At 45.6% G+C, this 24250-nt stretch carries 19 protein-coding genes and 1 other annotated feature; of the genes, 13 read left to right on the forward strand and 6 right to left on the reverse strand.

Translation table 11 applies throughout. The features are described from left to right. The first annotated feature begins 19 nt into the window (after positions 1-19). The 11 genes from ECA1_RS16900 (at position 20) to ECA1_RS03505 (ending at position 15712) form a co-directional block, all read left to right on the forward strand. A complete protein-coding gene (locus ECA1_RS16900) occupies positions 20-3028 on the forward strand; it encodes a bifunctional FdrA/YlbE family protein (protein ID WP_071859232.1) in 3009 nt (1002 codons plus the stop codon). Beyond that, the gene (locus tag ECA1_RS03460) at positions 3018-3839 is read left to right on the forward strand and encodes an oxamate carbamoyltransferase subunit AllH family protein (RefSeq protein WP_060791744.1); all 822 of its coding nucleotides are present in this window, start codon (positions 3018-3020) and stop codon (positions 3837-3839) included. The genes ECA1_RS16900 and ECA1_RS03460 overlap by 11 nt, the downstream gene beginning before the upstream one ends. Positions 3840-3854: 15 nt before the next feature. Then, positions 3855-5105: an MFS transporter gene (locus tag ECA1_RS03465; RefSeq protein WP_005225376.1), complete on the forward strand. Its 1251-nt coding sequence runs from the start codon at positions 3855-3857 to the stop codon at positions 5103-5105. Beyond that, the gene (gene arcC / locus ECA1_RS03470) at positions 5102-6034 is read left to right on the forward strand and encodes a carbamate kinase (protein WP_008379201.1); all 933 of its coding nucleotides are present in this window, start codon (positions 5102-5104) and stop codon (positions 6032-6034) included. The genes ECA1_RS03465 and arcC overlap by 4 nt, the downstream gene beginning before the upstream one ends. 13 nt (positions 6035-6047) lie before the next feature. After that, on the forward strand, positions 6048-7265 hold the full coding sequence (locus ECA1_RS03475; protein WP_081091705.1) for a dicarboxylate/amino acid:cation symporter: 1218 nt from the start codon (positions 6048-6050) through the stop codon (positions 7263-7265). A 48-nt stretch (positions 7266-7313) separates the two neighbouring features. Continuing rightward, positions 7314-8375: an ureidoglycolate dehydrogenase gene (gene allD, locus ECA1_RS03480; protein WP_060791745.1), complete on the forward strand. Its 1062-nt coding sequence runs from the start codon at positions 7314-7316 to the stop codon at positions 8373-8375. Positions 8376-8603: 228 nt separating this feature from the next. Further along, on the forward strand, positions 8604-9086 hold the full coding sequence (gene ssb, locus ECA1_RS03485) for a single-stranded DNA-binding protein (RefSeq protein WP_034695396.1): 483 nt from the start codon (positions 8604-8606) through the stop codon (positions 9084-9086). A 293-nt stretch (positions 9087-9379) separates the two neighbouring features. Continuing rightward, a complete protein-coding gene (locus tag ECA1_RS03490) occupies positions 9380-10090 on the forward strand; it encodes a gamma-glutamyl-gamma-aminobutyrate hydrolase family protein (RefSeq protein WP_060791746.1) in 711 nt (236 codons plus the stop codon). Positions 10091-10118: 28 nt separating this feature from the next. Next, entirely contained in the window at positions 10119-11762 is a 1644-nt protein-coding gene (locus tag ECA1_RS03495) for a peptide ABC transporter substrate-binding protein (RefSeq protein WP_060791747.1), read from the forward strand. A 463-nt stretch (positions 11763-12225) separates the two neighbouring features. After that, positions 12226-13980: an ABC transporter ATP-binding protein gene (locus tag ECA1_RS03500; protein WP_010747689.1), complete on the forward strand. Its 1755-nt coding sequence runs from the start codon at positions 12226-12228 to the stop codon at positions 13978-13980. After that, positions 13964-15712, forward strand: a complete 1749-nt coding sequence (locus tag ECA1_RS03505) for an ABC transporter ATP-binding protein (RefSeq protein ID WP_060791748.1) — start codon at positions 13964-13966, stop codon at positions 15710-15712. Before ECA1_RS03500 ends, ECA1_RS03505 begins: the two co-directional genes overlap by 17 nt. A gap of 137 nt (positions 15713-15849) precedes the next feature. On the opposite strand, the gene ECA1_RS03510 is transcribed toward ECA1_RS03505, so the two are convergent. Both ECA1_RS03510 and ECA1_RS03515 read right to left on the reverse strand, forming a co-directional pair. Next, positions 15850-16761, reverse strand: a complete 912-nt coding sequence (locus ECA1_RS03510; protein ID WP_060791749.1) for a LysR family transcriptional regulator — start codon at positions 16759-16761, stop codon at positions 15850-15852. Positions 16762-16896: 135 nt separating this feature from the next. Beyond that, the gene (locus ECA1_RS03515) at positions 16897-17736 is read right to left on the reverse strand and encodes a MetQ/NlpA family ABC transporter substrate-binding protein (protein ID WP_060791750.1); all 840 of its coding nucleotides are present in this window, start codon (positions 17734-17736) and stop codon (positions 16897-16899) included. 49 nt (positions 17737-17785) lie between these two features. After that, positions 17786-18017, reverse strand: a binding site (T-box leader). 201 nt (positions 18018-18218) lie between these two features. Here ECA1_RS03515 and ECA1_RS03525 point away from each other — a divergent pair. Beyond that, entirely contained in the window at positions 18219-18824 is a 606-nt protein-coding gene (locus ECA1_RS03525) for a short chain dehydrogenase (RefSeq protein ID WP_060791751.1), read from the forward strand. Positions 18825-18905: 81 nt separating this feature from the next. Here ECA1_RS03525 and ECA1_RS03530 read toward each other — a convergent pair whose 3' ends face one another. From ECA1_RS03530 to ECA1_RS03540, 4 genes are all read right to left on the reverse strand, one after another. Further along, positions 18906-19490 carry an SOS response-associated peptidase gene (locus ECA1_RS03530; protein WP_060791752.1) on the reverse strand — a complete coding sequence of 195 codons (585 nt, stop codon included), beginning with the start codon at positions 19488-19490 and terminating at the stop codon, positions 18906-18908. A gap of 218 nt (positions 19491-19708) precedes the next feature. Next, positions 19709-19855 carry a hypothetical protein gene (locus tag ECA1_RS17605; RefSeq protein WP_005234527.1) on the reverse strand — a complete coding sequence of 49 codons (147 nt, stop codon included), beginning with the start codon at positions 19853-19855 and terminating at the stop codon, positions 19709-19711. A gap of 467 nt (positions 19856-20322) precedes the next feature. After that, positions 20323-21927 carry an amidohydrolase gene (locus tag ECA1_RS03535; RefSeq protein ID WP_060791753.1) on the reverse strand — a complete coding sequence of 535 codons (1605 nt, stop codon included), beginning with the start codon at positions 21925-21927 and terminating at the stop codon, positions 20323-20325. Further along, positions 21928-23007, reverse strand: a complete 1080-nt coding sequence (locus ECA1_RS03540) for an ABC transporter substrate-binding protein (protein WP_010747695.1) — start codon at positions 23005-23007, stop codon at positions 21928-21930. Positions 23008-23274: 267 nt separating this feature from the next. On the opposite strand from ECA1_RS03540, the gene ECA1_RS03545 reads away from it, so the two are divergent. After that, positions 23275-24243 (forward strand): NADP-dependent oxidoreductase, encoded by a 969-nt coding sequence (locus ECA1_RS03545; protein ID WP_060791754.1) that lies wholly within the window; start codon positions 23275-23277, stop codon positions 24241-24243. Positions 24244-24250 lie beyond the last annotated feature (7 nt).

The following is a 24250-nucleotide window of genomic DNA, read 5'->3' on the forward strand; positions in this document are numbered from 1 at the left end:
AAGAAAAGGAGGAGAACAAATGCTGCACACAGTAATCTTAAAGAATAACTACCAAGATTCCATTAACTTAATGCTGCTGACGAATACGATCAATGATCTAGGCGATGTCGAAATGAGTCAAATCATGATGGGGACGGATGCAAACAAAGACATATTAAATAACACTGGCTTGCTTTCTGAAGAGGCTGAAGGTGCTTCACCCAACGATATGATGATCGTAGTCGATAGCCAAAACGAACAGATCATGGATCAAGTAATGCCAGCGATCGATTCATTTTTAGCTGATCTTTCAGCAAAAGATCAAAGCAAAGAAACGCCAGCGGCGGCTTCATGGCAAGAAGCCTTGAGCGCAATGCCGGATGCCAATGTTGCATTATTTAGTATTCCTGGGGAATATGGCGCAGCCGAGATGGAAAAAGCCTTGAAAAATGACTTGCATGTTTTCTCGTTTACGGACAATGTTGCTATCGAAGATGAAGTTCGTTTGAAAAAGCTGGCTCATGAAAAAGGTTTATTGATGATGGGGCCTGACTGTGGGACCGGTATTATTTCCAGCATTCCGATTGCCTTCACGAATGTCGTGGCACCAGGAAATATCGGCGTCGTTGGTGCCTCTGGTACGGGGATTCAAGAAGTGACGACGATCATTGACCGATTAGGCGGTGGTGTCGTTCATGCCATCGGGACCGGCGGACGTGACTTAAGCGACAAAGTTGGGGCGATCACTGTCAAAGATGCCATCGTTGCTTTAGAAAATCATGAACCGACAGATGTGATTTGCGTGATCTCGAAACCACCTGCAAAAGAAGTGCGGGATGAAGTCGTTCAATTGCTGCAAAGTATCAGCAAACCAGTGGTAGCGATTTTCTTAGGAGAAAAACCAGAAGCCCATGAAGGAAAAGTCTATTTGGCACATACTCTGGAAGAAACAGCGCGCATCGCTGTTGATCTTGCCAATGAAGAACCCGTCAAAGCGAACTATTTTGAACGCGTGGCAACCCCAGATGTGCCCAAACTCGCTGAAGACAAAGTGGTCAAAGGTCTTTATTCTGGCGGTACATTAGCTGCCGAAGCAGGAATGCTGATCTCCGAAGCCTTGAATCTAGAAGGCCTTGTAAAACAAGAAGGCTATATCTTGCATTCCCACGGCTATGATGTGATCGACCTTGGTGATGATATCTATACCCAAGGCAAACCGCACCCAATGATCGATCCTGAAGTGCGCATCAAAAAAATCGAAGACTATGCGCAAGATGAGCAAACCGGGGTCATTTTATTTGATGTGGTGTTAGGTTACGGCGCACATGCAGATATGGTAGGTGCACTGTTACCAGCCATCGAAGCTGCACAGCAAACAGCCCAAGCAGCTGATCGCGCGCTATACTTTGTTGCTACCGTCTGCGGAACTGAAAAAGATCCGCAAAACTATCAAGAAGCAGTCAACCGTTTGAAAGCAACTGGCGTCTATGTGGCACCAAGCAATGCTCAAGCAGTGCAATTAGCCCTCGCCTTAAAAGGGGCGACTCTTTCTGAAGCAGACAAAGCGGTCAATGATTATACTGGTAGCAAAGTTGAGGTGCCGACAGTTAGCGAGAAAGTGATGGAGCTGTTGACCACCAAACCACGGATCATCAATGTTGGCTTGCAAAGCTTCAATGAATCGATCCTGCAATATGGCGGGAAAACAGAACAATTTAACTGGCGTCCTCGTGCCAACGGCAACAAGAAAATGATCCGTATTTTAGACGCGTTAGAAGAATTTGACGAAAAAATCACAGCTGAAAACCAAGCAGTGACGGATAAAATCAAAAATGCCCAACCATTCTTGATTGATGTCGTTCCAGCTAAATCAGTGATTGCTGAATTAAACGAAAGCCAGAAAACCTTGCTGCATGCAGGACCGCCGATCCAATGGTCGGAAATGACGGGACCGATGCAAGGGTCTTGTATCGGCGCTGCCTTGTTTGAACGCTGGGCGAAGGATGAAGACGAAGCCCGACGCTTACTCGAAAGTGGGGAAGTCCGCTTTATGCCATGTCACCATGTCCAGGCAGTTGGACCAATGGGGGGAATCACTTCTGGGAATATGCCTGTCTTTGTGGTTGAAAACCGCCTTGTCGGCAACAAAGCCTACTGTATTTTGAACGAAGGGATCGGTAAAGTCTTACGATTTGGTGCCTATTCACAAGAAGTCATCGATCGTTTGGATTGGATCAAAGACGTCTTAGGACCAACCATTGCCAAGGCATTACAATTAACAGAAGAAGGCATCAACTTGAATGTATTGATTGCCCGGTCGATCACAATGGGGGATGAATTCCATCAACGAAATATTGCAGCATCATTGAACTTTTTGAAAGAGATCGCGCCGTTGATCATCCAAACAGAGATCGATGAAAAGCAAAAATATGAAGTGATCAAGTTCTTAGCAGATACCGATCAGTTCTTCTTGAATATCATGATGGCAACCGGGAAAGCCATCGTTGACGGTGCCCGTGTCGATGCCAAAGGAACGATCGTGACCACCATGACGAGAAACGGTGTTAACTTTGGGGTTCGTGTCGCCCAAACAGAAGACCAATGGCATACTGCACCAGTCAATACGCCGAAAGGTTTGTACTTTACTGGGTTTACCGAAGCAGATGGCAATCCTGATATTGGGGACAGTGCCATTACTGAAACCGTCGGTGTCGGAGCAATGGCGATGGTAGCCGCACCAGGGGTAACACGCTTTGTCGGCGCTGGTGGCTTTGAAGATGCGCTGGAAACTTCCAACGAAATGGCAAAAATCTGTTTCGGTCATAATCCGACCTTCTCGATCCCAACATGGGACTTCCAAGGGACTTGTTTGGGGATCGACATCCGTAAAGTCGTTGAAACAGGCATCACCCCAATCATTAATACTGGGATTGCCCATAAAGAAGCAGGTGTCGGTCAAGTCGGCGCAGGCACGGTGCGTGCACCGTTAGGCTGTTTTGAAAATGCCTTGACGGCTTATGCGAAGGATCTGGGGATCGATGTTGACTGAGAAAATCAAAATCAGTGATTATCTAGACCCACTGCAACGATTCGGTCGTACCGGTCGGGTGCATAGCGTGTTTGATCGTTCATTCAATGTGATGATCGGGCAGCAGCTGGTCAATATCAACAACTATCGCTACTATTTAACTGGCTTCGGCGTCTTTTTACCCGATGCATTGTTTGAACAAGTCCTACCTTTGATCGAAGTCGGCAATCGCGTGCAAGTCCGAGAGCATGGTCTGACCTTTTACAGCACAAAAGGAACATTTTCTCTTTCATTAGAGGAGAAAGAATTGGTTTCGCTGCAGGTGAAGGAGTTATCCTTCACCTCTGCGGAATTGCAGCTTTTGAAAGAAATACTGCTTCAACAAGAACTAGAAACCAAGATTGGGTTGCCAGAAGATGAGAAAACCCAAGCAGTGTTTGCGGCATTGCGGCAGTCTGTCTCAGATTGGGAACCAATCATTGACCACCTGATTGGTCGCGGCAAAGGATTGACACCTAGCGGCGATGATCTTCTCGTTGCCTATCAAGCGATGCTCTATGCCTTGCAGCAGCCAGAAGCCGAAACGTTAGCGCAAGCATTGGCAAAACCGCTGTCTACGACGGATGTCAGCCTTGCATATATTCAAAGTGCCAGTCAAGGGTATGTCAATTCGGTAATGCTGCAATTATTCCAAGACGTAAAAAGCAAAAACCCACAGGTGCTGGAAAACGACGTGCAGCAGCTGATGTCCATCGGTCATTCGTCAGGCAAAGATCTTAGCTTTGGGTTGTTGTTAGCGTTGGAGTCATTGTCACTTGAGGAAAAAGAATAGAAAAGGGGAGAAATCATGGAAATCAGTAACCAGAAAGATGCGGTCAAAGTAAGCAATTCTTACTGGAAAAAAGTCGTTGCTATTTTCTTTGTCGGCTGGATTTTAATGTACGCCACACGGACGATCTTCAATCCAATCATGGGTGTGATCGGTGAAGAATTCAATTTAAGTAACACACAACTAGGACTTGCCAATAGTATTTTCTTTTTGACTTATGCCGTTGCGCAAATTCCTTTTGGGATCATCGGCGACAAAATCGGTCGCAAATTAGTGATCGCTCTAGGCTTTGTTTTATTGGCGGTGACTACGTACTTCAGTGGGCTAGCCACAAGCTTTGTTTTGTTTTTAGTGATTCGTGCCATTGCAGGGATTGGTCAAGGTGCCTATTACGGTCCGCAATACGCATTGTCTACCGAAGCGATTCCCGACAACAAACGAACCGTCGGAAATGCCATTATCAACAGTGGGATGGCGTTTGGAACGTCTGGTGGGTACTTGCTTTCTAGTAAATTAGTCTTGGATAACGGGGGCCATTGGAGCCAACCCTTCTTCCTAATGGCAATTCCGACCTTGATCGTCGGTGTCTTGTTCTATTTTGTTTTGAAAGAAAAAGTGATTCGTCCAGAAGATGAAGGACAAGAAATAAAAGAAGAAGGGCCGAAAGAAAAGATTTCCTTGAAGCAGATTTTTTCAAACCGCAATCTCGTGGCAGCCTTTGTTCTATGCTTTACCAGCATTTATGCAAACTTTGTGATCATTACTTGGCTGCCGCAATTCTTGATTGCCGAGCGTGGCTTTGAAGGGGCGAGTGTCGGCTTTATTGCTTCCTTAGTCCCATGGGCATCAATTCCAGGTGCGTTGATTTTTGCTCGATTGAATGATAAAACAGGCGCAACGAAAAAATTAGTCTATTTATTGGTCCCATTGGCGACCCTTTCCGTATTTGCCATTGCCTTTGTAACGGATCGTACCTTATTGATCACTGTTTTGATTTTGTATGGATTGACTGGCAAGCTGGCGCTTGATCCAATCGTCGTGACCTTTGTGACGAAAAACGCACCAAAAGGCGCCTTAGGAACGACCTTGAGTGCCTATAATTTTATCGGGATGTCGGGGTCGATCTTAGCACCTTATGTTACTGGCTTTTTAGCCGATTCTTTAGGATCGATGCAGGTCGGGTTTTACCTGTCTTGTCTATTACTGCTGATCGGATTAGGTGTTTTTGCCGTATTAGCAAAGGAAAATCAGAAGGAGAGCATAAAATGAGTTTGAATGTGATCGCGTTAGGCGGCAATGCTATTTTAGATAAAGACCCTAGTGATGAAGGACAAAAAGCAGTTGTTGCGCAAGCAGCACGTTATATTGCCGATTTTGTCGAAAAAGGGGAAAAAGTCATTGTTTGTCACGGCAATGGACCACAAGTCGGCAACTTACTGTTGCAGCAAAAAGCAGGGGAAAGTGAAAAAAATCCCCAATTGAAATTAGACAGCTGCGTGGCGATGACCCAAGGAAGTATCGGTTATTGGCTGCAAAATGCCTTGATCAATGAGTTTGCCACACGTCAAGCACATCCTTCGGTGATCTCATTAGTCACCCAAGTTCGTGTCGATCCAGCAGATCCATCCTTTGAGAAACCTTCCAAACCAGTCGGACCTTTTTATAGTGAAGAGGAAGCCAATGCTGCGATGGCAGCCAATGGCGGGGTATATCAAGAAGATGCTGGGCGTGGTTACCGGAAAGTGGTTCCATCCCCGAAACCGCAAGAAATCGTTGAAAAAGAAGCCATCAAAACATTGGTCGATGCTGGTGTGATCACGATTTGCGCCGGTGGTGGTGGCGTACCTGTCGTTCGCAACGACAATGGGTTTACTGGCGTGGAAGCCGTCAACGACAAGGACTTTACCGCTAGTGTCTTAGCAAAAGACGTGCAGGCCGATCGCCTGATCATTTTGACTGGTGTCGACAATATCTACATCAATTACAACCAGCCGAATCAGCAAGCCTTAGGGGAAATCAGTGTGGCACAAGCCAAGGGCTACATCGAGGAAGGCCATTTTGCAGCGGGTAGTATGTTGCCAAAAATAGAAGCTGCGATTGATTTTGTCGAAGAAGATGCAGCCAGAACCGCGATTATTACCTCAATCGAAAAGTTAGCTGAACTGGATCAGCATACAGGAACCATACTTCGAAAATAAAGAGGGGATCAAAGTGAAAGCAAAAAAACTACCGATGGTGACGCAGATCGTTATTGCCGTTCTTCTAGGGATTCTTTGCGGTTTGTTCTTTGGGCAAGCCGCTTCGTTCCTAAAAATTTTGGGCGATCTTTTCTTGCGTCTGATGCAAATGGCGATCCCGTTATTGATCGTTGGCCAAATCATTCAAGCAGTTGGGGGGATTGCCCCGAAAGAACTCACTCGTTTGGGTGGAAAAACGATCGCTGTCTTTGGGATTTCCTCCTTATTCGCTGCTGCATGGGGCGTGCTGATGGCGCTCTTCTTTGCTCCAGGCAAAGGGATCGACTTTTCACAAGCTGCCGGCGAACCTCTGCAAGCACAAGAAATTTCTATATCAGAGACAGTGATCAACTTTATTCCCACGAATATTTTCGATGCGTTGAGTAAAGGGTCAATTATTCAAATCATCGTTTTTGGGTTATTTTTTGGTGTTGCCCTCAATCGCTTTGTGCAAAAGAAACCTGAGTCAGCTCTTTATGGGCTGATCGTGGATCTGAATGAGGTCGTCATTGCCATCATTCGTTACGTGATGATCGTGGCACCAATCGGTATTTTTGCTTTGATCGCTTCAACGATCAGCTCCCTGGGCTTGCAGATCATTTTGCCATTAGGCAGCTATTTGCTCGTCTACGGTCTAGCCACCGTCACGTTCCTTGGGCTGTGGCTAGTCTTGTTGACCGTGTATTGTCGGATCAATCCGTTACGATTGATCAAAAATATGAAAAATATGTCGGTCATGGCATTGGCGACAACCTCCTCTGCCATCACGCTGCCGATCGCTATGGAAGAATCCCAGAATAAATTAGGACTCAGTAGCCACATCACCAATTTGGTATTGCCGTTAGGGATGTCTTTGAACAGCAATGGGTCAGCGATGCATATGGCGATTACAGTCATGACGATCGCCCAAATGTATCAAATCAACTTTGACGGGATCCAAATGGTGACGGTAGCTGTAACTGCGACTTTCGTTTCTTTAGCCAATGCAGTTGTTCCCGGAGCGGGGTTAGTTTCCTTGGCAATCATTGTTCCCCAGCTCGGTTTACCAATCGAAAGCATTGCGCTATTTGCTGGTGTCGAATGGTTTGTTGGTATGCTGCGGACGATCTTGAACGTGAACTCAGACGTCTATTCAGCGCTTTTGATCGCTAAGTCTGCTGATGAACTCGATCATCGCGTGTTTAATCAATAAGAGAAGCCGTTGCCAAGCGTGCTTCTCTTTTTCTAAGGAGGAGAAAAGATGGAAGAAATGAGCAGACGATCTTTGCTGGAATTAGAAGCATTGATGAAAAAGAAACTCTTGGCTGCTGGTTTGCCAGAAGCCGCTGCCAGTGAAACAGCGGCGCATTTGACCTTTGCGGATGCGTGCGGGATCCATTCTCATGGTGCCGTGCGGATGGACTACTATGCCGAGCGCTTAGTAAAAGGCGGCATCACGCTAGAACCAAACATGTCTTTTGAAAAAACAGGCGCCGCTACTGGAATTTTTCACGGAGATAACGGCATGGGGCATTATGTGTGCAACGAAGCGATTGCGATCGCCATTCATCTGGCGAAAGAAGCAGGGATCGCTGCAGTAGGAATCGAGCAGACCAGCCATAGCGGGACGATGGCGTATTACGTCAAACAGGCTGCTGAAGCCGACTTAGTGGCGATCGCCATGTGTCAATCGGATCCGATGGCGGTGCCTTTTGGTGGGACCGAAAACTATTTTGGCACCAATCCAATCGCGTTTGCAGCACCACGAGCCAATCATCCGCCGGTGGTTTTTGATATGGCGACAACGGTTCAAGCGTGGGGCAAAATTTTGGACGCTCGCTCGAAGAAGCAGCAGATCCCCGATACTTGGGCCGTAGACGAGCAAGGCTTGCCTACCACCGACCCCTATGCAGTCCAAGGATTATTGCCAATCGCTGGTGCCAAAGGATATGGCTTGATGATGATGGTGGATATTTTAGCTGGCTCGATGTTGGGCTTGGCTTTTGGTAAACAGGTCACCTCCATGTATGCGGATTTGACGGAAAAACGCCGCTTAGGACAATTTCTTCTTGTGATCGATCCGTCTCGTTTTACGGAAACCGAAACCTTCAAGCAAAGCGTCGATCAGATGGTGACTGAGCTGCATGCAATCTCGCCAGTAAAAGGGCAATCACAAGTCTACTATCCTGGAGAGATCAGCCAAATACACTTTGAAAAAGCTCAGCAAGAAGGGGTCCTGATCCCCAAAGCGATCATCGATTATCTCGAAAGCGAAACCCTCCATTTTGATCGCTATGGTAGTCAAGATTCCTTTGCTAAATAAAGATTTGCAGAAGACGGTTGGTTCATAGGGGTATTGAACCAACTGTTTTTTTGCTGTGTGGAGCAAAGAGAATTTTTCCGTCAAAAAATCGCAGCTTTTTGACAGGAGCAGACGAATTCTTTGAGTTGGTTCATTTTTTTCAAAGCATTTCTTAAGCCATTCGCCCTTTGATTGCTTGTTTTTTGGAATATGGTAGAATAGGTCGCATAAGTTTAGATCACTCAAGAAATGAGAGAAAAGCGAGGATGCAGCGTGGCAATGAATAAAGTGGTTCTTACTGGGAAAATCGCAGCGATGCCTAGTAAAGAAGCGTTTGATGCGGCGGACGATCAGGGCGTACGTTTTGATCTTGTCATTGTATCTCAATGGCAAAACAGTGAAGAAGTGCATCATGAATGGTTTGCTTGTGTCGTTCATGGGAAACAGGCAGAGACCTTTTTACGGTATACTCAAAAAGGAGCAAGTATCAAAATCAACGGACACTTGCAAGGCTGTCCGTATGAAACAGCAGAAGGGCAAAGATTTTGTGCGGCAGAAGTGGTGGTGGATACCTTTCAAATTTTAGAGTTAGCAGAAGAACCAGCGACGCCTTTTCCTAAAAAGCGACCATCGACACTTGATGAAACGACGCAAACAAAGTCGATCCGCAATGAAAAAGATCCCCTAAAAACACAGATGCTGGAGTTTTTAAAAGACAATCGATTATTTTAATGACGAAACATGCGGAAAGCCACGGCTTCTCGCATGTTTTTTTACGTAGAGAAAGCATTGGCAAAATTCAACTATATCTGACTAGCGGTGTTCTTTATTGCGAATCAAAGAGGCGGTTGAATAGAATGGTGATTGTAATAAATGATCGCGAAAGTGAAAATAGTGTTTCACAAAAAGTGCCGATTGGTTTAGAATAGTTGAAACATATCTTGAGGGAAAAAGTGGCGCTTGCCTTGTTCAACTGCTAGATGCCGCTTTTTTCTGAAAAATTCGTTAATCAGGGAGGGATGTCGATGGGCAAACCAATTATAGGGATTGCTGCGAATGAAGTGCAAGATGCTGGCGATGTGCTGCATCATTTGCCGATCGCCTACACACCATTAGGGTATGTGCGAGCGATCCAGCAAGCGGGCGGACTGCCATTGCTCTTGCCAATCAGTGAACCAGCTATAGCCAAGGACTATGTTTCACAGATCGATAAACTGGTGTTAGCTGGTGGACAAGATGTTTCACCCAAGTTTTATGGGCAGGAGGCCCATCAGGCAACTGGAAGCGGCTTTTTGGCACGGGATGAGTTTGAACTGGCGCTGATCGATGAAGCGCTGCTGCAAAAGAAACCAATTTTTGCGGTTTGTCGGGGGATGCAGCTGGTCAACGTGGCCTTTGGGGGCACGCTGCAGCAAGACATCAGTACCTTCAGTGAGATCATTCATATGCAGGCGCCGATTCCGAAAGAAGTGCCGACCCATGCCATCGCGACGGCTGAAAAAAGCATGTTGGCTCGTGTATACGGTCAAAAAACAAAGGTCAATTCCTTTCATCATCAAGCGGTGGATCGATTGGCTCGTCCATTGCAAAAGACAGCTTGGAGTCCTGATGGCATCATTGAAGGCATTGAACACGTGGGTCAGCGCTTGTTGGCGGTTCAATGGCATCCAGACTTTGCCTATGATGCGCTTTTACAAGAACAAGCGGTTTTCAAGTATGTCGTTGATGTGTTGTAAGAAAGAGGGTCACGCAAGGAGGAGAAAAATGAAAAAGAAAATGATTGGTATCACTGCTTTCACAGTATTGGTTTTAAGTGCCTGCAGTACCACGAGTCCCACGACGGATTCTGGACAGCAAGAGGAGCAAGGCGCTGTTGCGCAAGAGATTCAAGTGTCAACCGCGGGCGCCTTATCGACCCTTGATAGCGGGCAATACACGGATGTCAACAGTTCCGATATGATCGGACAAGTGGCAGAAGGGTTATACCGTCTGGATCAAGAGGGGGATCCTGAGCTTGCGATGGCCGCTGAAGAGCCTACGGTATCAGAAGATGGACTGGTTTATACCTTCACCATTCGTGATGCAACATGGAGCAATGGCGATCCTGTTACAGCGGATGATTTTGTCTACGCCTTTCAATATGTTGCCAATCCAGAGAACGGTTCTAGCAGCAGCAATCAAATGGATGTGTTGAAAAATGGCAGTCAAGTACGTCAAGGAGATGCTGAGGTCAGTGAGTTAGGTGCCAAAGCATTGGACCAGCAGACGTTAGAGCTGACATTGGCAAGTCCAATCTCGTATTTGGATCAGATTCTGGTCGGGACACCTTTTATGCCAAAAAACCAAGCGTTTGCTGAAGAAAAAGGTGCCGATTATGGGTTATCAGCGGAAAATTTTGTTGGCAACGGCCCATTCTTGATCGAAGGGTGGAACGGAACCAATGAATCATGGACGTTAACGAAAAATCCTGATTATTGGGATTCTGAGAATGTCCAATTGACCAAGATCGACGTGCAAGTAGTGAAGGAAACGGCAACTGGTGTCAGCCTTTTTGAAACAGGAGAACTGGACTACACCACCTTAACGGATACGTACGCACAGCAATACCAAAACTCAGCTCAAGCCAACTATGTGCCAAAGGCGCTGGTGGGGTATTTAAGTGCCAACCAAAAACGAGAAGTCACAGGCAATGTCAAGGTACGTCAGGCGATTTTACAAGCTATTGACAAAGAGGCATTTGCTGAAAATATCTTAGGTGATGGGTCCACTGCATTAAACGGCTTTGTGCCAAGCAACTTTGCCAAAGATCCTGAAACAGACCAAGATTTTCGTGAAGAAAATGGCGATTTACTGCCGTATGATCTAACAGCCGCACAAGCGCTTTGGGCACAAGCCAAAGAAGAGTTGGGACAAGACGAGATCACTTTGGAACTGTTGTCAGCAGATACAGCAGCAGCCAAGAAAACCATCGAATTTGTCCAAGGACAGTTAGAAACCAATTTGCCTGGATTAACCATCGATGCCAAGTCGATTCCTTTACAAAACCGCTTGGACTTGCAATCCCAAGGTGAATTTGATCTCGTCTTCGGGACTTGGACACCAGATTACGCGGACCCGATCAACTTCTTAGAATTTTATGATTCGACAGGTGGCTTGAATACCTCTGGGTATGCTAGTGAAAGGTACGACCAAGGGTTACAAGAAGCACGGACGACTTTAGCAAACGATCCAGTTGCCCGTTGGGACTTATTGAAAGAACTCGAGAAACAATTGATCGTTGAAGATACAGCCGTCTTGCCGTTATATCAAGGAGCGGTAGCGTATTTGAAAACAGATCGTTTGCAAGGAGTGCAAGTGTTTCCTTTTGGACGAACAGTATCCTATCGCCTAGCATCTGTCTCAGAATAAACAGGAAGTAAGAAAACAGAGGAACTTTTTTTCAACCAAGTGTGCTGACCAAACAACGCTTGTTGAAGTGAGGGGCATCTGTTTTTTTATTTTGCCAAATTCCTTGCAACGCTTAGGATAAACCGAGAATTCGTTTTCAAAAAATAGTTGTTAAAAAGCGAGAAATTGAGAAACGCCTTTTTAGAAAAGTCAATCTTTTTGAAAAAAAATTAATAAAAATTGTTGCATTCTCAGAAACTTATCTGTAAAGTGTTAGGTGTAGTCAGCAAAAATAAAAAGAGAAGGAGGGATTACGATGCAAAAAGTATTTGATAAAAAAACAACCAAATTGAATAAAGTGAATCCCTCATTCGGTAACCATTAGTGTACAGATAATGTCTATAATAACGACGTTTATGCTCTGTCCTTTTTCCGAAGGGACAGAGCTTTTTTGTGTACTTTTTTAGAATGTGAGGGATAAAACATGAAGTATGTATTAAAACAATTAACAACGTATTTTAAAGAACATAAGGTGCGCTATACCTTTGTATTCGTCTTTATGGTGATCGCTAGTGCGATGTATGTCGCACCGATCTATATTCTGCGCTTGTTCATCGATGCGTTGATTCAAGATAATTTTGATTACTCCGTACTGATCCAATATGTGAGCCTCTTCGCGGGAGCTATCTTGTTAGGATATTTGGCGGAATTTGTTTGGACGTTTAATTTATTTATTGGTTCCTACGATCTGCAAAAACAATTACGGGAACAATTGATGAGCCACTTTCTCAAAATGGGGGCGCCGTTTTACCATCGTTTCCGAACAGGTGATTTAATGACTCGTTCCAGTGACGATGTCCAAGTGATGGGGATGACCATTGGGTATGGACTGATGGTTTTCTTAAATACTAGTTTGTATCTAAGTTTTATCGTAGCGATGATGGCTGGGACGGTTTCTTGGCTACTGACCTTGATTGCCTTGATTCCAATGCCGCTTTTAGCCTATTACATTTTCAAATGGGGCTCGCAAGTCGATAAGGCGTTTACGGAAGCGCAGAATTCTGTTTCTGAGATGAACAGTGAAGTGCTGGAGATCATTGATGGCATTCGGGTCGTCCGAGCTTATGGATTAGAAGGAGCCACCACGGAACAGTTTCAAAAGAAAACACTGGAAACACGAGCGAAAAACAATATCGTTTCTGAGATCGATTCCCGTTTTGGGCCGCTGATTACCATCATCTTAGCGATCAGTTTCGTGATGAGCTTTGGTGTGGGGGCGTTTCTTGTTGCCAACCAAACGATCACCATCGGTGCGATGGTCTCTTTCCAAGTGTACTTGACTATGGTCGTTTGGCCGATGATCTCAGCAGGAGATCTTGTGAATGTGATGCAGCAAGGTGCCGCATCCTGGCGTCGGATCAATGAAGTGCTGCAGACGGGGGATGAATTAGAAACGCCAGGCGAAGCCGACCTGCAAGCCATCAATACGATCCGTTTTGAAGCATACCATTTCCAATACCCGCAAGCAGCTCGTTATGTGTTAGAAGGACTGGATTTGACGATCACTCGTGGAGAAGTCTTAGGGATCGTTGGGAAGACCGGCAGCGGAAAAACGACGCTGCTAAGACAATTCGGTCACCGCTATCCATACTCTGATCAAGTCCCCTTGATCAACGAGCAGCCGTTGACGGCCTATCAAACAACAGCAGTGCGCAACCACTTTGCAGAAGTACCGCAAGAACATACCTTGTTTTCACGAACGATTCGCGAGAACTTGTTATTCGGGCAACCAGACGCTTCCGAAGAAGTATTGTGGGAAGCACTGGAAGCTGCTTGCTTTAGCGAAGACATCAAGCGGATGCCAGAAGGGCTCGAAACGGTCGTCGGTGAGAAAGGAGTTTCCCTTTCTGGTGGACAAAAACAACGCTTGTCCTTAGCACGGGCGTTTTTACGAAACAGTGAAGTCCTCTTACTGGATGATGCCCTTTCGGCAGTTGATGCCAAAACGGAACAAGCCATCATCACGAATTTGAAAACGATGAAGCAGGCACCGACCTCCATCATCGTGACCCATCGATTGTCCGCCATCACCGAAGCGGATCAAATCATCGTCTTAGAAGACGGTCGGATCACACAACGTGGTACCCATCAGGAGTTGATCGAAACGCCAGGCTGGTACCAAGAGCAGTATTATCATCAACAGTTAAAGGAGGACGATACGAGTGTTCTCAACGATTAAACGTTTGCTCACGTATTTGAGCTATTATAAAAAACAATTTATCGTGGGTGCGATCTTGCTGTTGCTGGCTGCAGCGCTCGAACTGACTTCCCCACTGATTGCCAAGCAGCTGATCGACCGAGTGATGACACCGGCGGTTAACAGTAGCAATTTAGACACGATGCTTTTGATCCAATTACTCGCTGGGTATTTGCTGGTCAATTTGATTGGTTCCCTCTTTCGTTATATCAGCTTGCTGCAATTGCGAAAAATGTCCAACAGTATCGTCAAAAAAATGCGGGATCAGCTTTTTGACCATATGCACAAATTACCGGTTTCTTACTTTGACCAGATCCCAGCAGGTAAAGTCGTCGCACGAATAACGAATGACACTGAAGTCTTGCGGTCGAATTTCTACGTGATCGTGATCAGTAATTTGTTAAGCAACATCATCCAAATCATTGGGGCGTTTATTGCATTGTTTCTTTTGAACCGCACCTTAGGAGCAGCGATGCTGATTTTGATCCCGATTTTAGGAATCTGGCAGCATTTTTATACCAAATATGCCTCCCGTTACAATTTAGCAATGCGGGAATACATCTCACAAATCAGTGGGCAGTTGAATGAATTTGTCCAAGGAATGGCGATCATCCAAGCCTTCCAACGAGAAAATCAGTTGCAGAAAGAATTTAATGAAACAGTAGAGAAATGGTTCAAAACTGGACGTAAATACCTCTTGCTCGATTCAAGTATCGCTTGGGGATTAGGCAACTTGTTGCGAAATTCAACGATCTTGATTTTGATCACGACCTTGGCCGCCTTTTTCCTTGATGGTCGCTTGGCGATCTCAGCAGGCTTGCTGTATGCCTTTATTGATTACATCAACCGCCTGTATGATCCCATCGAAGGGCTTGTCCAAACCATCACCAATGTGCAGCAATCATTAGCTGCTGGACAGCGGGTCTTTGAGTTTGCTGATCAGCCGGTTGAAAAACAACAAAGTGAGCAGCTGACTGTTACGAATGGCGATGTTTCTTTCCAACAAGTGACCTTTGGCTACGACCCTGAGCAAGCGATCTTGCACGATATCAACTTTGACGTTGCCGCAGGAGAGACCATTGCTTTAGTTGGTCATACTGGTTCTGGAAAATCGAGTATTTTGAACCTGTTGTTCCGTTTTTATGATCCGCAGCAGGGAAAAATCGTTGTGGATGGACAAGTGATCGCTGATTATGATCGTCATAGTTTAAGAGATTCAATGGCGATCGTCATGCAAGATCCCTATCTATTTACTGGAACGATCGCCAGCAACATCGGGATGAACGATCCAACGATCACCGAAGCGATGATTATCGATGCCTTGAAGCAAGTCGGCGCTGACTACCTTTTGAGCCGCTACGAAAAAGGCATCCATCATCCAGTCGTTGAAAAAGGCAATGAGTTTTCTAGTGGAGAACGCCAGCTGATCAGTTTCGCCCGTGCGCTGGTGTTTGATCCAAAAATCTTGATTCTGGATGAAGCGACGAGCCATGTGGACACTGAAACAGAGTCCATCATTCAAAAGGCGATGACCGTCTTGCAAAAAGGACGGACGACCTTCATGATCGCTCACCGTTTGTCAACGATCAAACAAGCCGATCAAATCTTGGTCCTAGACCAAGGGAAGATCGTGGAACGGGGAACCCATGCGAGTCTTGTCCAAGGGCAAGGAATCTATCAGCAAATGTATCAAATGCAGGCAGAGCAGCTGTAATCAGCGGTGATTGCCGACAACAGTAACCGTAAAAGAAAATCCTTGAGCCTCCTGCATGGGAAGTGGCTCAAGGATTTTTTATATAATGCGAAGGTGCAGCCAATCATCTATGGGGAGTAGGAAGAGGAGGCCTTCGCTTATATATCAGTAGGAAAAGCGGCAAGGTGTTGTCGTAATTTTGTTAAGAAACGCTCGCCGATCACTGATAATGGGCGATCGTTCTTTTTAATGAGGATGATCTCACCCTCGGACGCGTCGATCAAAGGAAGAAAAGCCAAGCCTTGGCGTTCTGGTTGGGCAACGATCCCCGAGCCGGTTCCATAAAGATCCGTCTGCTGTAATAGCTGGACCATTGTGCCTCGATCGCTGACATGCACCACTTGAGGGCTTTGAGCAAAGTCGATCAAATCCTCGGAAAAGAACGAATAGCGTTCATCTTCTTGCAAAAAGCGTACTTGCGGATAAGGCGCAAGATCCTTTAAGGAAAGCTGCTTTTTTTCTGTCAAGGGATGAGTCGCTCGTAAAAAGACATGGGGGCGAAACCGTCCCAACGCTTCGAAGGACAATTGGGCGCCTTGTAACAGTCGTTCCAATCCTGCTTGGTTTTGCTCATTCAAATAAAGAACCCCAAATTCACTTCGATATTGCTGCACGTCCGTGATCACCTTTAAGGTCGTGGTTTCTAATAGGCGAAACTGGCGGCAGTTGGGAAATTCCTGTAGCAGTTCACTGAAAATTCCAGCCGTGAAATCATAGTGCTGGCTTGCGATGGCGAAGGTTTGACTCGCTGCTTGCTTGCTGGAATAACGCGTTTGCAGCTGCGCCACTTGACTCAAGATCGGCTGGGCATGGTCTAGAAATTCCGAGCCTTCGGCAGTCAAGCGGGCACCTTGATTCGTACGCTCGAAAAGCTGGACCTCCAATTCTGCTTCCAACTCTTTCACGGCTTGGGAAAGACTTGGCTGTGAGAGATACAGCCGTTTGGCTGCTTCACGAAAACTTCCATGGTCAGCGATCGCTTGCACGATCCGCATTTGTTGAATATTCAATTTTTGACCTCCTTTACAAAGATTCAGACGGAAAAAGGGTTCACCAATCAATAGTAGTCAGTTCTTTTCCTTCTATAATAGAAGCTTCTTAAAAAATAAGACGACAGTTGCTGCTTATTGCTACTTGTGAAGCGGTTATTGCAATTCTTCAGGAATAAACCAATAGCCCGTTTGATTCTCTTCTGCCAGCAGTTCTTTAAAGGCTTCAGAACGATATGCTGCCACCACTGCCTGTGCCCAATCACTGTCTTGGTTGGCTTCTTTGACCGTTGCCACCAGTTCATACTCTTGCAAAATGTCTTCACTTAATAAGCTTTCCTCTGCAGCAATTCCAGCACTATAAACGATGCTGCCGGGAATCACCGCATAGTCTAAGTCTGCTAAGCTGCGGGGGATTTTCGCAGAATCCATCTCGACGATATCCAGGTTATAAGGATTGTCAGTAATGGTTCTTAACGTCGCGTCAATGGGCGCCACTTCGGGGTCAAGTTCGATCCAGCCAGCTTTTTGCAGCAGCAACAGGGCACGGGCGCTGTTTGACGGATCATTGGGAATCCCGATGGTATCGTTTGCTTCAATCGCTGCTAAATTGTCCTTTCTGCCAGGATACAAGCCAGCTGGAACGGTAGGGATCGGTGTGATACCCACCAAATCGGCACCCGTGTTTTCATTAAAGTTCTCTAAATAGGCGGTATGCTGATCCACGTTTAAGTCGATTTCGCCATCGTTCAGTGCAATGTCTGCTTCCAACACCCCAGTAAAGCCAATATCGGTCACGGTATAGCCAGCTTCTTCTAAAATCGGTTTGATTCCCTGAAGAAACAGCTCGCTGTAAGGTCCTGGTGTCGTACCAACTCTGATTTCTGTCTGCTGTTCTTCGGCATTTCCGGTCACTTCTTCTTGGTTGCCACAGCCCGTAAATAAGACCAAGGACAACAGACCAATGCCCATACCTAATCGAATCCTTCGTTTCATACCTCTTCCTCCTTTTTTATAAAAAAAACCTTCCCAAAGACAATTCTTTGGGAAGGACGATCATTTCGCGGTACCACCTTCATTTGTTTTTTGTTGAAACAAAAAACCTCAGTCAGTTCATCAAATAAACTGCATTGCGCTATCGGGCTTTCTCCGTCGGGGATTGTTCGTCCACGAATGCTCAAAGGTCATCTTCGGATCGTCTTCCTTACTCGTTTCCACCAGTTCCGAGCTCTCTTGAAAGAAAGGGGGGATCGTACTCTTCTTCTCACTGCATGTGTATGAAATTAGTAGTATCTTAGAACAAGATGAGAAAGTTGTCAATTGCTTTCGTGATAGGTGATTCCAATCACTACGCAGGTAGTAGGGGAACAAATGGGGAAGGGTAAGAATAGATCAATAAGGCAGGAAAAGCAGATGAATGGTCGAAATCGCTTGGTTGGGTTAGAATCGAAGCACAAAACAAAAAAAGAGGCGAGGAAATGAAATTACTTTTGATTGGACATACCGGCACACTTGGGCAGCTTTTAGTTGAAGGCTTTCAGCAGCTACCAGAGGTGGAGCTGATCACGGCTAGCCGTAGCAGCGGCGATCATCAAGTCGAAATTGCGGATGCAGACAGTGTCAGCCAGCTATTTGCAGCTACTGGGAAAGTGGATGCCACTGTTTCCGCTGCGGGAAGCACAGTGTTTAAACCCTTTGAGGAATTGACGCCAGCAGATATTCAACAGTCGGTGGCTTCGAAGCTGCAAGGACAAGTCAACCTTGCGTTGATTGGCCAGCATTTTCTCAATGAAGGCGGCAGTATCACACTGACTTCTGGAATTATCAAAGACGAATTTATCCCAATGGGCACGCCTTCAGCACTGGTCAACGGCGGTTTAGAAGCCTTCGTGGCATCGGCAGCTTTTGAGATCGGTCATGGGGTACGAATCAATGCAGTCAGTCCCAATGCACTTGTGGGCTCTTGGGAAACCTTCGCCGATTCTTTCAAAGGCTTTATTCCCGTTGGTGACGCACCCGTTTTTGCAGCGTATCAAAAAGCAGTCTTTGGGATCATGACTGGCAAAACCTTCACCGTTTATTAAGAAAAAGCAAAAGTAGGAAAAACCGCCAAATCAAAGCTGACTTGGCGGTTTTTGTTCTGCTGAAAAAGAAGTAGCAAGCAGTTAAGAAGAGAGCAATTGGGTTTTCAGCTTGGGCATTTCTGCTTTGAGTTGTTGGCGAGCAAAAGCCAAGTCATTGATCCAAGAAGCAATCGCTTCTTTTTCTAAGAACAGAGGCATTCGATCATGGACTGGTTCAACAGAATCGTTCGCGGCAGTCGTTAGAATGATTGATTCGGTTTCGATCTGATCCTCTTTTTGAAGGATGCGATAAAAACCAGCGGCATAAATCACGTGATCTTGCGAAAAGAGAAACTTTTCCTTTTCATGATTCCATTCATAGAAACCAGACATCGGAAAGACACAGCGATGCTCTTGGAAAGGTTTGCGAAAAGTCGGTTTTTCTTCAACGGTCTCAGAACGGGCATTGATCATCAAATGCCCTTTTTTAAAGCCGGTAAAGCCCCATCTTGTCACACCAGCTACAACTTGTTGTTGTTGATTTGCACCGATGGTTACGACATGATTGGAAGGGAAAACATCATTGACAGCGACAGTCTGTTGGCGCTTGCGGGCTTTCGCCGCGGCTTCTTGATAATATTCTGACAATTCGCCAGTTGATGGGTCAAATAAGTATCGGCCGCACATGGACGGGTCACTCCTTTTTTTGGATTGGCTGGTGCCTTTGTTTCAGTATAAAGACTCAAGGCGTCAAAACCAACTAACTTGCTTCACTTCTCGATTCAACAAGAAAAGGAGCTTAAACATATGTAAAAAGTCAGGAGTATTGCTTGATTTGCTGGAAATCAGATAACAAAAAAAGGCAGTCACCTACTGAGGTTGACAGCCTTTTTTATTCTAGTTGGTTAGCCAATTTTTTTAACTCTCCCGCCGATTTTATTTGCGAAACGTTCAGCATCTTCTCTGCAAGTATAGGTTAATGCAATTGTTTTGTCCCGTGTTCTTTTTCCTTCGGCGGTTAGATAACCATGAAAGATTTTAATCGCATACAATAGATAAACACCTCCTTATCCTTGGTAATAATAACAAATTTACCGCTTACATTCAAGGGATATAGTAAAAGTTTATTTTTTGTTAGTTATTTTATTAAGAATTTATTCAAAGGTTTAAAAAACGATTGAAGGAGAAAGTAAGGGGTGATGGAATAGACCAATGTTTGCTGTTAAAAGGAAAAAAACTCCAAGGAAAAAGAGGCATGTTTCTGAATTTCCATCAAATAAAGAAACTGGCAACCGCTTAAATTATTCTTTTGCTGCGCCAATCGAATAGACCAATCCACGCGAATCAAAATGGCCGAAAGAAAACCTATGATAAAGCATAGCTGCCAAGCAGGGAATCCATCGTAAGGGATAGGGGCAAGTACGAAAAGGGAGAGTGGTCCAAACTAAGCACCTGTTTCTGTATTTTTTTATCAAAGAAAAACACCAGACCTTGTACTTTCACAAGATCTAGTGTTTCATCAGTTGCCCCGATAAACAAATTGCCCATCAAATACGGTCGCTTCAACAGTCGTTTGAAGCAATTCTTCGGCAGTCAAAGGCAAGATATTTTGGGACAAAATACAAAGATCGGCTAAACAGCCAACTTCTAATCGACCGATATCTTGCCGACTCAAGGCTTTGGCGGCGCCTGCGGTGTGGGCATAGAGGGCATCGGCGATGGAGATTTTTTCTTGTGGCATCAATCCGCCTGCTGGCTGGCCGTTTTTTTCCTGCCGAGCAACCGCATAATACAGCGAGTCTAAAGGAGTCACGTCGATCACGACTGGCGTATCAGTCCCAAAAGCCAAGGTTGCGCCTTGCTCTAGAAAGGACTGAAAAGGAAACATTTGACTGGCACGCTGAGGGCCTACTTCTTCATCGAGGGTCTCATAACCGACTAATAAATGGCTAGGCTGTACGGAGAGTACCAGTTGTTCTTGGCGAACTAGTGGCAGATCAGCGGCATCCATCACTTCCAAGTGTTCCAAAGTATTGGCTTTGCCTTTAGAAAGCGGGTGAGCAGCAGCACTTTCTTGATAAAAGAGGAGTGCTTGTCGAATCGCTTCATCACCGATGGTATGGATGCGCATCGGCCAGTCTTGCTGGTTGGCTTGTAAAATAAAGCGGCGCATCCGTTGAACATCGATCAACGGCATCCCGACATCACCAGCAAAATACGGTGTTTCATATTCCTCTTTTAAAAAAGCCGTGTGCGTACTCGTCACACCATCAAAAAATTGTTTGACGCCGCCCATTTGTACTTTTTCGGAGCGATAAGTACGGTAAGTTTTTTTCAGTTGCGTGATGTCTTCTCGCATGGCTGGATAAAAGACAGCGCGCAAGGTCGCTTCTGCTTCTGTTTGCCGATAAAGAGTGGGGTAGACCAAATCGTCCCAGCTTTCTCCTGTCAAGGCAACATCACCGATCGTCGTAATGCCGTATTGATTGAGCTGCTTCATATAGGTCAGAAAGGCAGCAGGGCTTTGTGCTTGGAAAGACTGTAAGACCTTTGCTAAATAATGAATGGCGATCGCTTCTAAAAAGCAGCCGCTTAATTGTCCGCTGTTTTCGTCAAGCAGTGCCTCGCCGCTGATCCCTGCTGGTAAGTTCTCAGGTGTGATCCCTAAAGCAGCGATCCCTTGGCTATTCAACCAAATACTGTGGGCATCACCTGAAATCAGCATGACAGGCGTGTCGGCACAATAGTTGTCGATCGAATCTTTCGTCGGGTAGACTTGCTGACCGAAATCACTGCTGAACCAGCCGATGCCGATTTTCCATCCATGAGTGATGGGCAAGGCGGGCACTTGCTGGGCAACGGCTTCTTCTGTCACTCCCGTAAGATGGGTCAGTGCCCCTTGATGGAGTAATGCGGAAAGATAAAAATGAACATGAGCATCAATAAAGCCTGGAATGATCATTTGTTCTTTGAGATCAATGACCTGGGTGTCTTCAGCAAGTGTTGGCAGCGCTGAAAGAGGACCTACAGCCATGATTTTCTGGTCTTCTATCAGGAGAAAGCCCGCAAAAGTCGTTTTCGTTTTGGTATCAAAGATGTGTTCAGATTTTAGTAATAGTGACAATTATAATCCCAACTTCCATTCAAGGAAAAGGTCGTTATAAAGCTCAACCGCTTCTTTTCCTAAGTATTCATAATGTTCCATTTGTTCCATCGCACTTGGCTCAGGGTAGAAAGCCTTGTCAGCAGTCAGTTCTACTGGCAGCATGGCTTTGGCCGTTTCACTCGGCGTGGCGTAGCCCACGTATTCGGCATTTTGTGCGGCATTTTCTGGTCGCAGCATAAAATTGATGAAGGCGTAGGCTCCCTCAAGATTGCCAACGGTTTTCGGGATCGCAAAATTGTCTGTCCAAATCGCACCGCCGTCATTGGGAACGATATAGGTGACGGCAGGATTTTCCGCCATCACATAAGCGGCATCGCCCGAATATCCGATTCCTAAAGGGGCATCGTTGTTGATCATCAAGGTTTTGATCTCGTCGGTCAAAACTGCTTTGACATTGGGACGGATACTTTCCAGCTTCTTCAAGGCTTTGGTGACCTTGGTCGGGTCTTTTTCATTTTGGGAAAGACCGAGCGTCTGTAACGCGATTCCTAAGGTTTCGCGAGCACCATCCACCATCAATACATCATTTTTAAATGCAGGGTCCCATAAATCACTCCAGCCATGGATCGAAGAAACATCAACTTCTTCAGTATTTGCCATGATTCCGATCGTGCCCCAAAAATAGGGGATCGAGTAGGTATTGTCAGGATCAAAGGCTTGATCCATCAAAAAAGGCGACAGATCTTCCGTTCCCGTCAATTTCTGATGGTCTAAAGGCACTAACAGTCCTTCTTCGATCATTTTCGGAATGATCGATTCGCTAGGGAAAACCAAATCATAGCGCGAGCCGCCTTGTTTGATTTTCGTTTCCATCGCTTCGTTGGAGTCAAATGTATTATAAATCACTGAGTAACCAGTCTCAGTTTCGAATGTTTTGATCAATTCGGGGTCAATATATTCGCCCCAATTGTAAATAATCACTGTATTTTTGTCGGACGACGTTGCTGCCCCCGATTCTTTCGTTAACACCGAAGCACCTAAAAACAGCAACGCGGTGATGCCGATCACACCGCCAAAAAATACCCACAACCTTTTCAATTCATCAATTCCTTCTTTCTCTACAATTTCGTATTTCTTGAGTAGCGTAATTGATTTTTAAAGAAAAGGCAATAAAAAAATGAAGAAAAAATAAACCCGTTTCTTTCAAGGCTTTGAAGGAGGAACGGCCAGGTGGCTGGGGCAGTTTCCAAACATATCATTTGTCAAATTCCCTCCTTTTGCCTAAGCTAGGGAAGTGAGAAATCAAGGGATGGAAAAACAGGAACCTCTCTTTGATGAAGAATGAATGTAAGGAGTGAAGCATCAATGGAAACACGTGCTGTCGTTATTGAAGCCTATGGTGGAAAAGACCAATTAAAAGAAGCAACGGTCCAATTACCAGAATTAAAAGCAAATCAATTATTAGTCAAAGTTGCCGCAACATCCATCAACCCGATCGATTGGAAATTAAGAGAAGGCTATTTAAAACAAATGTTTCCGTGGGACTTCCCAATTATTTTAGGCTGGGATGTCGCAGGGGATATCGTAGAAATAGGTGCTGACGTGACAGAATTCAAAGTTGGTGATGCGATCTATGCCCGCCCTGAAACGACTCGTTTTGGGACGTATGCTGATTACGCCATCGTGGATGCTGAGTTAGCAGCGATCAAACCAGAAAACCAAAACTACGCAGAAGCAGCTGCAGTGCCATTAGCTGGTTTGACTGCTTACCAAGCGTTGTTTGAACACGGTCGTTTAAAAGAAGGGGAAAAAGTCTTGATCCATGCCGGAGCAGGCGGAGTTGGTACCTATGCGATCCAACTAGCAAAAGCAGCTGGCGCTTACGTCATCACGACGGCTAGTCCTCGTAACCATGAGTTATTGCAAAAACTTGGTGCCGATGAGATCATCGATTACCATACGACAGATTTTGAAGAAGTCTTGCAAGACATCGATTTGGTCTTTGATACGATGGGGGGCGACACCCAGAAGAAAAGTTTCACTGTCTTAAAACCTAAGGGCCGTCTGATCTCAATTTTGAGTATTGAAGACGAAGACTTGGCAAAAGAAAAAGACATCTTCGCCAAAGCAATTTGGTTACGAACCAACGGCAAACAATTGGCAGAATTGACAGAGCTGATCGAAGCAGAAAAAGTCAACAGTGTCATCGGTGCAACCTTCCCATTGACGGCACAAGGAATTTACGATGCCCACGCATTGAGTGAGACACACCATGCAGTCGGCAAGATCGTTATTGAAAATCAAGACAATTTCATCAGCCAGGACGCAGAATAAAGGAGGC

Source organism: Enterococcus casseliflavus NBRC 100478 (assembly GCF_001544095.1).
Lineage (GTDB): Bacteria > Bacillota > Bacilli > Lactobacillales > Enterococcaceae > Enterococcus_D > Enterococcus_D casseliflavus.